Origin of the sequence: uncultured Butyricimonas sp., from assembly GCF_959596855.1 — a bacterium.
GTDB lineage: Bacteria > Bacteroidota > Bacteroidia > Bacteroidales > Marinifilaceae > Butyricimonas > Butyricimonas muris.
Genome location: NZ_CAUFYA010000005.1, coordinates 42,422 through 54,713, shown reverse-complemented (window position 1 = coordinate 54,713; position 12,292 = coordinate 42,422). Strand labels below are relative to the sequence as shown.

10 protein-coding genes are annotated in these 12,292 nt (G+C 43.4%); 3 read left to right on the top strand and 7 right to left on the bottom strand.

All coding sequences use genetic code 11. From position 1 onward, the window contains the following. Positions 1-32 precede the first annotated feature (32 nt). Positions 33-1,310, top strand: a complete 1,278-nt coding sequence (locus tag Q5866_RS03615) for a thioredoxin family protein (protein WP_303178861.1) — start codon at positions 33-35, stop codon at positions 1,308-1,310. Positions 1,311-1,473: 163 nt separating this feature from the next. Here Q5866_RS03615 and Q5866_RS03610 read toward each other — a convergent pair whose 3' ends face one another. The 7 genes from Q5866_RS03610 to aspS form a co-directional block, all read right to left on the bottom strand. Further along, a complete protein-coding gene (locus tag Q5866_RS03610) occupies positions 1,474-2,595 on the bottom strand; it encodes an ATP-binding protein (protein ID WP_303178859.1) in 1,122 nt (373 codons plus the stop codon). A gap of 137 nt (positions 2,596-2,732) precedes the next feature. After that, a complete protein-coding gene (locus Q5866_RS03605) occupies positions 2,733-3,758 on the bottom strand; it encodes an endonuclease/exonuclease/phosphatase family protein (RefSeq protein WP_303178858.1) in 1,026 nt (341 codons plus the stop codon). Between the two features lie 146 nt (positions 3,759-3,904). Continuing rightward, positions 3,905-4,828 carry a rhomboid family intramembrane serine protease gene (locus tag Q5866_RS03600; protein ID WP_303178856.1) on the bottom strand — a complete coding sequence of 308 codons (924 nt, stop codon included), beginning with the start codon at positions 4,826-4,828 and terminating at the stop codon, positions 3,905-3,907. A gap of 12 nt (positions 4,829-4,840) precedes the next feature. Continuing rightward, positions 4,841-5,665 carry a rhomboid family intramembrane serine protease gene (locus Q5866_RS03595; protein WP_303178854.1) on the bottom strand — a complete coding sequence of 275 codons (825 nt, stop codon included), beginning with the start codon at positions 5,663-5,665 and terminating at the stop codon, positions 4,841-4,843. After that, positions 5,662-7,077, bottom strand: coding sequence for a regulatory iron-sulfur-containing complex subunit RicT (gene ricT, locus Q5866_RS03590; protein WP_303178852.1), 1,416 nt, complete (start codon positions 7,075-7,077; stop codon positions 5,662-5,664). The genes Q5866_RS03595 and ricT overlap by 4 nt, the downstream gene beginning before the upstream one ends. A 140-nt stretch (positions 7,078-7,217) precedes the next feature. Beyond that, complete coding sequence (locus Q5866_RS03585; RefSeq protein WP_303178850.1) at positions 7,218-8,345, bottom strand: DNA polymerase III subunit delta; 1,128 nt, start codon at positions 8,343-8,345, stop codon at positions 7,218-7,220. A 95-nt stretch (positions 8,346-8,440) separates the two neighbouring features. Then, on the bottom strand, positions 8,441-10,189 hold the full coding sequence (aspS, locus tag Q5866_RS03580; protein WP_303178849.1) for an aspartate--tRNA ligase: 1,749 nt from the start codon (positions 10,187-10,189) through the stop codon (positions 8,441-8,443). Positions 10,190-10,378: 189 nt separating this feature from the next. Here aspS and Q5866_RS03575 point away from each other — a divergent pair, with 189 nt between their 5' ends. Then, positions 10,379-10,858 (top strand): CvpA family protein, encoded by a 480-nt coding sequence (locus Q5866_RS03575; protein ID WP_099290903.1) that lies wholly within the window; start codon positions 10,379-10,381, stop codon positions 10,856-10,858. A gap of 36 nt (positions 10,859-10,894) precedes the next feature. Continuing rightward, positions 10,895-12,187 (top strand): tyrosine--tRNA ligase, encoded by a 1,293-nt coding sequence (gene tyrS / locus Q5866_RS03570; RefSeq protein WP_099290902.1) that lies wholly within the window; start codon positions 10,895-10,897, stop codon positions 12,185-12,187. Positions 12,188-12,292: the final 105 nt, after the last annotated feature.

Genomic DNA, 12,292 nt, shown 5'->3' with positions numbered 1-12,292 from the left:
ATTTGATTCTTTAGTAAATTAAATCAGAGTTTATGATGAAATTATTTTATATGTTAGTGTTCCTGATCGGGATGCTGGGAAATTTGTCCGCCCAGATGGTGGTGTTCAAGGGCTCTTTTGACGAGGCTTTGAAGAAGGCGAAGGAGGAGAAAAAGGATTTGTTCGTTGATTTTTATGCGGACTGGTGCGGACCTTGCAAGGCGATGGCTACACGGATATTCACGTTGCCGGAGGTGGGAGAGTATTTTAACGCTCATTTTGTTTGCGTGCAGGTGAACGTGGAGGCAAAGGAGAATAGCGCGGTGGCGAAAAAATATGACGTGAAGGTTTTACCCACGATGGTATTTATCAGCGGGGAAGGCAAAGAGTTGAGACGGGTACAGGGAGCCATGGAGGCGGCAGCTCTTCTGAAAGAAGCGAAGATCGCGAGAGGGGAAGAGTTGAGTTTCACGCAATTGTATGAAAAGTTCAAGAAGAAAAAGAACGATTTGGATTTACATCAACAACTGTTATTGGATGCTCCCCTTTTCTTGCCGACACAGGAGGAATATGACCGGCAGAAGTGGACGACCCGGATCGAGAGCCTTTTCACAACTTATTTGAAAAATAAGAAGTTGGAGGACATGATTAACGAGAAGGACTTTCAGATATTGATGTTATATCATCCGCAGACTTCTAAAGAGGATCCGGTGTTCGATTTCGTTGCCGCCAATTATGATAAATTCGCTCAGGAGGTGAAAAAAGAAGAGGTTGCGGGGTACTTGATCGCCTTGAATAACGGGTATATTGTTCAGTTATGTAAGAAAGGCGATTTGGCTTACAAGGCTCGTTTGGATCGGGTGAACAAGGATTTGAAACCGGTGTATTCCGAGATCTCGTTCGGTTCGTTGAGCGTGTTGGATGCTATCACGCTGCTGGCGGACGCTACTTATTATTTGCACCGGCATGACGAGGCAAAGTTTTTCGAAAACATGGATAAATATTTTGCCGGAAAAGGTGATCAAGTGGAGTCGGGAGATTACGGGCAGGCGTTAGAGGATTTATCGATGGCTTATAACGGGCAGTTGACAAAGAATGCTTACCTGAAGTCCATTGATTGGATCACGAAGGCTTTGGAAAAGAAAGATATGGATGCGGAAATGCATACTCGCTTTTTGGTGATACTGGCTCAATGTTTCCAGAACACGGACAACGTGGAGAAAGCCAAGCAATGTTTGAACCAAGCTTTCGTGGTAAGTGCCGGAATTGCTGACCAGATGCAGATGCAATATATGCAACGGATGATAAAACAATATATGGAAGGTTTATAGAAAGTAGTGTGCTTTATCTGAATATTTGATCGTATCCCGGGTGTCGGATACGGTTTTGAATAATGGTGAGTGCAGGATGTGGTCGATACGGAACGAGGGGAATTCCCCGATGAAGTGTTCCCGAGACCACGTCCTTTTTCGTTGAAGCTATCGGTTTTCCCGTTTATTTGACAAATTCCCAAAAGTTGTCTGGTGTTATCACTTTGAAAATGGAGTTTGGATAAGTTTCTGCAAAGATTTTCGGTATGGAAGTTTTACTTTTAGTGTTCCATTTAAATTCGAAGGTTGTTAGTATTCCGTCTTGGTCTTCTACTAGATCAATTTCTTTTTGGTTATGGGTACGCCAAAAATATGGAATGGCAAAGTTTTTGGAATAAGAATTACGTTTTACTCTTTCGCATACCATTAGATTTTCCCAAAGCGCACCCACGTCATTCCGTAGTTCCAATGGTGCAAAATTAGAAATGACAGCATTCCTGATTCCATTATCGTAAAAATATACTTTCTTCCCTTTTTTTATTTCGTTTCTAAGGTTACGATTGAATGAATCCAGTCTAAAGACAACAAAGCATTTTTCAAGGAGATTGATGTAGTTTTCCACGGTTTCCTTGTCCACTCCTAATAAATTACTTAATTCGTTGTATGATACTTCACTACCTAGTTGTAATGCTAAAGCCCTGACTAATTTTTGCAAGATGTCAGGCTTCTTCATTCCCTTGTAAGTGAAAAGGTCTTTGTAGAGATAATTGTTGGCAAGGGTTACTAGAGTTCGTTTGGCATCGGTCGGTTCGTTAATAACTTCAGGATAAAGACCGTAAATCATTCTTTGTTCCAATAAACGTTGTTCTTCTCTTTCGGATGTATGAGCTGCAAGTTCGGATAACGAGAATGGGAATAGTTGATATTCTATGATACGTCCTGTCGCCGGTTCATTTATTTCATTTGCCATATCAAGAGAAGAAGAACCTGTAACAATCACTTGTCCGGCTAGTTTTAAATCACCGATCATTTTAATTGTCAGACCTATATTCTTTACTCTTTGGGCTTCATCAATAAAAATGATCTCGTAAGATGATAACAATAACTTGAGTTCTGTCGATGTTTTTTCCTCTAACAACAACTTGTCATCAAGGTTGTCACAATTTAAGAATAAGCATTTCTTTTCTTTGGAAGATAGCCTTTCCAGTAATGTTGTTTTTCCGACTTGTCTTGCACCTAGAAGTACAATAACTTTTTTTCTTTTAAAATCGGCGAGTATTGAATTGTAGATTTCCCTGTTTATCATATAAACTTTCTTTTGGACAAATATATGAAATTCTGTGGTTGTAACCGCAAAATTCATATAAATTCTGCGGTTATAACCACAGAATTTGGTTAAAATATGATATAGCGAAAGTTTTATTACATGATAATTTCTTTCTTTTATTTATGCGAAGGGGCGTATTTTAGTTTCGTTTTCACTGGGTAATGGTCTGAATACCTGACAGTATCCCGGGTATAGGATACAGTTTTGAATAATGGTGTGTGCAGGATGTGGTCGATACGGAACGAGGGAAATTCCCCGATGTAAGTGTTCCCGAGGCCACGTCCTTTTTCGTTGAAGCTATCGGTCATTCCGGTAGATAAAGTATGATAGGCATAGGAGAGAGGCGTGTCGTTGAAGTCGCCGCATATGATCACGGGGTAAGGGGATTGTTGCATGTGGGCTTTGATTTCAACGGCTTGGTTGGCTCGATTGCGGTTCGCGTGAACGAGGCGTGAGGATATTTTTTTGACGCCTTGCGTGGCGTTTTCCGTGTTACCGCTAGTTAGGTTTTTATAGATTTGTTCTTCTTTGTTGCCAAGACGATAGGATTCCAAATGAATGGCGTATACCCGGACGGTGTCACCCTTCACGTCGATGTCCGCGTAAATACAAGCGGCGGCATTGCCGGGAGGGAATTTGATTATTCCTTTATGGATGATAGGATAACGGGAGATTAAGGCAACATCCTTGTTGCGATAGCGGTATTTGTATTCCGGAAATTTCTGGAAAGAAGCGTCCCGGTTGGGAAATTCCTGTATACACACGATGTCTGCATCGCTGTTGTTGATGTAATCCATGATTTTTTTGGGTGCATCTTTCTCCTGCATCCAGTTATTTGCGTTCATTTGCCGGATGTTGTAAGTCAAGATGGAAAGATCGTGAGGTGCGTCCGGTGCTACTTTGGGGTTTAAGGCATAGTAAGTTGTGATAAACGGGTACCCGGAAGCGATGACTAAAAAAGAAAGAATGGCGATCTTCTTCCACCGGAAGAGCCAATAGAGGAATAATATGATATTTGCTATTAACAGGTAATGGTAAGCGAGTCCCAGTAGTGACGAAGGATAAAACGTGTTCGGGTTTACATACGGGGAAGTATAGCTTCCCAGCAAGCCGATCATTGCCGCAATCGTGATGATCCTCATAACCGTGTTAAATAGACGAACCAAATTAATTTATGATTTTAGATTTTAAATTTTAGATTGAACTCCTCCGTCTGCTTCGCAGCCACCTTCTCTATAAACAGAGGAGGAGCGGTGACCTGTCATTTTCAATTTTCAATTTTCAACTTTCAATTTTTTGATTTGAACAGAATCTCTTTTTCTTCTTTTGTCAGGCTTTCGTAGCCGTGTTTGGAGATTTTATCCAGAATGTCGTTGATGCGGATGTCTTTTTGTTTCTTGTACTCGTTGTATTCTATGTCGTTCATATCGGATACTTTCTTTTTGTATTTGACATGCATTTTCTTTTTCGGTTTACTGAAAAGTTTACCCAGTTTGTCGAGGAGTGACATAAGACCGCCCGTGAGGTCAAGGTTGCGGCGCATGGACAACGTGAACAAATAGCCGAATATGGCACCTCCCAAATGGGCGATATGTCCTCCCGCGTTTCCCGACGGGATACTGATAAGGTCAATTACTGCCGTGAAAATGGCCAAATGGATTAACTTCACGGGACCGATCAGAAAGACGTATATCTTGTGATTCGGGAGATAGGTACAAACGGCAAACACGATAGCCATGACGGAGGCTGAAGCTCCGATAGCCCACGAGTAGAACCGTTCGACCTCAAATGCCGGAAATATGGCATAAGCGGCGATATACACGATTGCCCCGCTGATACCCCCCAGAAGATATACTCCCGTGAGTTTCGAGCCGGAGAAATAATTCAGGAAAATAGACCCGAACCAGTATAACCATAGCATGTTGAACAGTAGATGGATAAATCCGAACTGGGTGAACATGTAGGTGATGATGGTCCACGGGGTATGGAGAAGATTTTCCGGTAGAGCGGGGACTCCCATGTAGGGCAACAGCATGGCGTCGACATTTTTTCCACCTGTCAAGGTGATCACGACGGCAATCAACTTGATGATGATAAAGACTCCTATATTGATATAGATAAGTCTGGTCAGTGCAGAACCCTGTCTGAACGAGCTTTTTATCCCGCCCCAAATTCCTTCTGAAAAGTTCGAACCATACGAGTTGTTATACATATCCGTTTATTTCTAATAAAATCGTTTACTGTGTTTCCGCCAATAGAGGATCAGGAAGAATCCGAATAACATACCACCGAGGTGAGCGAAATGTGCCACGTTGTCCCCTACTGAATTTTGAAGCCCGAAGAATAATTCGGCTGCACCGTAAAGGAGCACGAAATATTTTGCCTTGATCGGAATCGGGATGAACATCAGGAAGAGTTCCGTGTTCGGGAATAACATTCCGAACGCTAACAATATACCGAATACGGCACCGGAAGCCCCGATTGTCGGAGTATTCTGGTATGCCTGTATGATATTCCTGAATATTTCTTCACCCATTTGCGCGAACTGGGGGTTCGAGGGATATTGATTCCACTGATCCACGATCTGCATCGCGTATGACACGAATTTCGGGTTGCTCACGTGCGCCCGGACGAACTCGGCCAACAGTCCCGGTTCGGGAGTGCTTTGAAAGGCATAGAATTGTTCCTGCATGTTATGAACCCCGTACCAGCTTACCAGTGAATGGAGTGCCGCGGCACCCAAACCGGTAACGAAATAGTAGATCACGAATCGTTTGGTACCCCACACGGATTCAAGAATACGACCGAACATGAACACGGCAAACATGTTGAAGAAAAGGTGCGCGAGCCCTTGTTGCGTGAACATGTGCGTGATATACTGGTATATTTTGAAATCCGGGGATTGCGGCAGGTGCATGCCGAATATGTTCACCAGATCTAAATTCAGTTTCTGTCCTACCGTGTTGATCAATAGGAATATGATGACGTTTATAATGATGATAACCTTTACTGCGGGAGTCATGCCCGCGAATGGTCTATAGTTGTTCATTGTTCAGCTGGTTTGTTATTTTCTTTATTCTCCGGTTTATTATTGTTTTTGTTTTCCGGTCTGTTATTTTGATTACTTCCTTGTCTTCGGGGATTCCGATTGTTACCTTGACGGTTGTTCGGACGATTGTTGCCTTGGCGATTGTCTTGCCTGTTGCCGGGTCTGTTCTCGTTCTTGGTCAAAGTCTTCTTTTCGGCTTTTTCCCCGGAGGCATTTACGTCTTTTTCTCTCGGTTTGTTTTCCTCGTTGTTATTTTCTTTTTGAGGATTTCTCCGGTTCCTGTTTCTATTACGGCGTCTGCCACCTTGCTCTTTCTTTTCGTCGAAGCGATTCAAGCTCTCCTCGCCGACACCGTCGGTATATTTGATATTTACCGCTTCGTTCTTGTCGATTTCAAGTGCTTTCGCCGGAATGATCCCTTTCTTGTTCAAGGCGATGATCTCTTTTACTCGTGCCACGGGTAATTTGATCAGTGCGCCGCGTCCTTCTTTGTCAAAGGAGTAGGACATATTCCGTCCGAAAATATCTGTTTTCTGGTGATAGAGCATACCTTCGCCCGTGTTCAACCATACATTGGATGAGGGGAAGTCCTTTTGTTCGTCAATGTAGGCATCCACCTCGTAATTAAGACAGCATTTTAATTTGCCGCATTGTCCCGCGAGTTTTTGGGGATTCAATGAAATATCCTGATATCTCGCTGCGGATGTGGATACGGAAATGAAATTCGTGATAAAGGTCGAACAGCATAGTTTACGCCCGCATGAACCAATACCACCGATACGTCCGGCTTCCTGACGGGCACCGATCTGTTTCATCTCGATGCGGATATGGAATGTTTCCGCCAGAATCTTGATTAACTTCCGGAAATCCACCCGGTCGTTGGCAATGTAGTAGAATATCGCTTTGGTCTTGTCTCCTTGGTACTCCACATCCCCAATCTTCATGTCAAGATTGAGGTCTGCGGCGATGATTCGCGATCGGATCATGGTATCGTGTTCCAACGCGATGGCTTGTTGCCATTTCTCGATGTCGTGCGGTTTGGCTTTCCGGTATACTTTTTTCAACGGATTGCGCTCCAAGTCAACCCTTTTCAACTGCATTTGCTCTTTCACGAGTTCACCCGTGAGCGATACGATTCCGATATCGTGCCCGAGAGCCGCTTCAACCGCCACGATGTCCCCGATATTCAGTTTCAAGTTGCTGTTGTTCAAGAAGAAGCCCTTGCGCGTGTTTTTGAATCTTACTTCCACGATATCGGATGGGGTACAACCTTCCGGAATGTCCTGCATCCAGTTGTAGACGGTAAGTTTTCCTGCCAACAGGCGATGGTCAATTACCGGAACAACCGTGGGGTGCTGCTTTATATCTTTATTTTCAATGTTTTCTTGTTTATCTTCAGTTATTTCGCTCATAGTGTATTAATTGAAAATTGAAAATTGAAAATTGAAAATTGAAAATTGAAAATGAGTGGACTTCTGTCTTTCGAGTAAATATTTTCGTTTTTCCAATGCTTCAATTTTTAGTTTTTACCTTTTATTTTTTAGTTCTCCCGTCACGGTCTGATGTTTTGCATCACTTTGATACAAAGATCCGTGAGGATAATTTTCCCGTTCCCGTTTCGAATGATGTCGCTGTATGCTTTCTCGAATTCTTCGAAAAGAGGAATGATATTTCCTTCATGCACGTAAGGAGAGAATTTCGTGGAGAAAGTCTTCTCTCTTTCTGTCATGTATACAATTTTTTCTATCCCAAAGTTCCGGACAAAATTCTCCCGTAACATCCGGGTGCAATGGATTAGAAAACTTTTTTGTTTCTCTCTCCCGAGAGAGGCCAATTCGTTGACAAATTCGTTGACAGGAAGCATCTTGCGCTCCCAGCACAAGCGCATCATCTGTACGAATTTCTCTTGGTTATATATCGTTTCGTCAGTTTCGTTCAACATCCGGAGTGCTTTCAGCCAACTCCCGGAAGCCACGTGAGCCACCTCCTCGGCGGATTCCCGAACCAGTCGTTTTTGCAGTACCAGTTGTTCCGCGATATCTTGTTGTGTTAATGGCGGAATATTGATTCGCTGCGTACGGGAGAGGATCGTGTTGATAATCTCTTCCGCGTGTTCCGTTATTAACAGGAAAAGCGTGTTCGGGTAAGGCTCTTCCAGTATCTTGAGTAGTTTGTTGGAACATTCCGCTTTCATTTTTTCGGGCAACCAGATGATCATCACCTTGTATTCCGATTCAAATGATTTCAAGTTTAGTTTGCGGAGAATGTTGCCGCTTTCCTCCGTGTATATCATGGCTTGGGCGTTCTCGTCCGCTCCCATGGCACTTAACCATTTTTCAAGGTCTATATAGGGACTTTCGAGCAAGAGTTTTCGCCATTCGTTGATATACTCGTCGCTGATAGGTGTTTTTATCCTCGTGGATTTTACAACAGGATACACAAAATGCAGATCCGGGTGAATCAACTTCTGCATTTTTTTGCATTCGGGACAGACACCGCAGGCATCTTCGTGTTTGTCTCCCGTGCAAAACAGGTATTGTGTGAAAGCCAAGGCCAAAGCCAGTGAACCCGCTCCCGTTTCCCCGGCAAAAAGTTGAGCATGACTGACTCTTCCCGATTGCAGGGAAGATATCAGTCGTTGCTTTATCTCTTCATGTCCTATGACGTCTTTAAAAAACACCTTATCAATTTTAGATTTAAAGATTTATGATTTTAGATTTCTCGTCCGCAAGCCAACGCTTTTGTAATCGTAAATCGTAATTCATAAATCGTAAATTAATTTGTTTTCAATTGAATGCCTAGTTCATCGAATTGTTCTTTCGCGATCTCGGAGGGAGCGTCAAGCATGACGTCACGACCGGAGTTGTTCTTCGGGAAAGCGATAACGTCGCGGATTGAATCGAGTCCGGCGAACATGGAAGCAAGACGGTCAAACCCGAAAGCGATACCGCCGTGAGGAGGAGCCCCGTATTTGAACGCACCCATGAGGAAACCGAATTGTTCTTGCGCTGTCTCGTGCGAGATTCCCAAGCAATCAAACATTTTGGATTGTAGTGCAGAGTCGTGGATACGGATAGAACCACCACCGACTTCCACGCCGTTGATTACCATATCATAGGCGTTTGCCCTAACCTTACCCGGGTCGGTTGTCATCAAGGAAATGTCTTCCGGTTTTGGGGAGGTGAACGGGTGATGCATTGCGTAGAAACGCTGGGTTTCTTCGTCCCATTCCAACAACGGGAAGTCTACCACCCACAGAGGTTTGAATACATCCTTATCTCTTAAACCGAGGCGGGAACCCATTTCCAAGCGTAAATCGCAAAGTTGAGCCAACGTCTTGAATTTCGGTCCGACGAGAATCAACAGCAAGTCGCCCGGTTCTGCTTTGCAGGCATCCGCCCAAGTCTTCAGATCTTCCGGGGTATAGAATTTGTCGATGGATGATTTGAATGTGCCGTCTTCGTTGTAACGCACGTAAACCAATCCTTTTGCTCCTGTTTGCGGGCGTTTCACGAATTCCGTCAATTCGTCCACTTGTTTGCGGGTGTATCCGGCACATTTCGGCGCACAGATCGCCCCGATGTATTCCGCCTCGTTGAACACGGCAAAGTCTTTTCCCTTTGCCACGTTTGTCAAATCGACGAATTTCATGTCAAAACGGATATCGGGTTTGTCACAGCCGTATTGCTCCATGGCGTCAATCCACGTCATTCTCGGTAGCGCGGGAATATCCACGTTCCGGATTTCTTTGAACAAATGCTTGATCAATCCCTCGAATGTATCCAGAATATCCTCTTGTTCCACGAACGACATCTCACAGTCAATTTGCGTGAATTCGGGTTGACGGTCTGCGCGGAGGTCTTCATCCCGGAAACATTTCACGATCTGGAAATAACGGTCGAAACCGGAAACCATCAGCAGTTGTTTTAGCGTCTGCGGACTTTGCGGCAAAGCGTAGAATTGACCTTGGTTCATACGGGAAGGTACCACGAAATCACGTGCGCCTTCCGGTGTGCTTTTGACAAGCACGGGAGTTTCTACCTCGATAAAATTCTGGTTGCTCAGGTAATTTCTTACCAGTTGCGCCATCCGGTGGCGTAATTCGATGTTCTTGCGTACAATAGGACGGCGTAAGTCCAAGTAACGATATTTCATACGGAGTTCATCACCGCCGTCTGTTTGGTCTTCTATCGTGAAAGGAGGAGTTTCCGACTCGCTCAGCACGGTAAGCTCGTTCACGGATATCTCGATATCTCCCGTCGGGATTTTATTGTTTTTGCTGGCTCGCTCGATCACGGTTCCTCTTACCTGAATCACGTATTCCCGTCCGAGTTTAGCCACGTTGTTTTTAATTTCTTCGGGTGCGGACTCTTCAACCACCAATTGGGTAATGCCGTAACGATCACGTAGATCCACGAAAGTCATGGCTCCCAGTTTTCTTACCTTTTGTACCCATCCGCTAAGACAAACGCTCTCTCCCGCGTTTTCTATCCTTAATTGCCCACAAGTATGTGTTCTATACATAATTATCAAATTTAGATTCTGGCATAAATATCCTGCGAAAATAGTAAGAATTTGTCAGTTTAAAGACATAAACTGCTGAAAATTGAACGCGGGTATATTTTTGTTGAATAATTTTGGTTTGAATACTCGTGTAAGAGTAGACAATTCCTTATCTTTGGGTGCTGAAATGATGTGATTAAATAATTAACAGTGAATTACATTGATGTGATAATATTGCTCCCGTTAGTATACGGGGCTTATAAAGGGTTTAGTCGAGGATTGATAGTTGAGATGTCAACGTTGTTCGCGTTGGTGTTGGGGGTTTTTATCTCTTTGAGATACGCCGTGAACATGGAGGATTTTTTGAAAGACTTTATAGCGATGCCGGAGTCGTATGCCTATTATATCGCTTTTGCGGTTACCTTCTTGCTGGTTATTATCGTGATTCATTTGTTGGGAAAATTGCTCACGAAGTTGATTGATATGGTTTCGCTCGGGTTGTTTAATAAACTGTTCGGGATCGTGATGGGCGTGTTGAAATCGGCAATCGTGGTATGCGTGATTCTTTTTATCGTGAATGCGATGGACAATCGTTATGAATTTATTTCAGTAAAAACAAAAAGTGATAGTCTATTGTATCAACCTTTTGTTAACTTCGCGAATGGCGTTTACGAGAGCGCTTTTAAATAATTTGGAACGAATACGAACATATAAATTTAAGAATCGATGAATTTTGTAGAAGAACTAAGATGGAGAGGGATGGTTCATAGTATCATCCCGGGTACTGAAGAGCAACTTGCAAAAGAGTTAACGACTGCTTACGTGGGGATCGATCCGACGGCTGATTCATTGCATATCGGGCATCTGGTTTCGGTGATGATGATGAAGCATTTGCAAATGGCAGGTCACAAACCCATCTTTGTTATCGGGGGAGCCACTGGAATGATCGGTGATCCTAGCGGCAAATCCTTGGAACGTAATCTGCTTGATGAAGAAACGATCCAAAAGAATATGGCGGGGATCAAGGCTCAATTATCCAAGTTTATTGATTTCAACTCGGATGCATCCAATGCCGCAATTATGGTGAATAATTACGATTGGATGAAGAATTTCTCTTTCCTTGATTTTATCCGGGAGGTGGGAAAGCATATTACCGTGAACTATATGATGTCAAAAGAGTCCGTGAAAAAACGGTTGAGTGCTGATTCTACACAAGGATTGTCTTTTACTGAATTTACCTATCAATTGGTGCAGGGATATGATTTCCTTTATTTACGTCGGAATTATAATTGTTTGTTACAAGTAGGAGGTTCCGATCAGTGGGGAAATATCACAACCGGGGGTGAGTTGATCCGCCGCAAGGACGGGGGTGAGGCTTACGGATTCACGTGGCCGTTGATGACCAAAAGTGACGGAAAGAAGTTTGGTAAGACGGAATCGGGTAACATCTGGTTAGATCCGAAACGGACTTCTCCTTACAAGTTCTACCAGTTCTGGTTGAACAGTACGGATGAGGATGCCGCTAAATATATTAAAATATTCACGATATTGCCTCCGGCTGAAATTGATGCGCTGATTGCCGAACATCAAGAGGCTCCGCATTTGAGAAAATTGCAGAAGGTATTGGCGAAAGAGGTGACTTGTTTGATTCACGATGAAGAAGCCTACGAGTCCGCATTGGAAGCTTCACAAATCCTTTTCGGCAATGCTACTTCAGATGCTTTGAAGAGATTGGATGAAGATACTTTATTGTCCGTGTTCGAGGGGGTGCCTCAATTTGATGTCGAGAGAGCCGATCTGGAGGCAGGTATCCATATTGTGGACTTGATGGCGGAAAAGACTTCCATGATGTCTTCCAAGGGAGAGGCTAGGCGCGCTCTAAAAGGAAATGCTATTAGTATTAATAAAGAGAAAGTGCAGGATCAGGAATTGATTGTTACTCCCGAGTACTTGATAGATGATAAGTTCATCCTCTTGCAGAGCGGGAAAAAGAATTATTTCTTGATTACGGTGAAATAGAAAGGTTTATAAAGTTTATAAGGTTCGTAAAGTTTATAAGGTTCTATTACTTTATGAACTTTACGAACTTTACGAACTTTATAAACTTTATAAACGAAGAGAGGC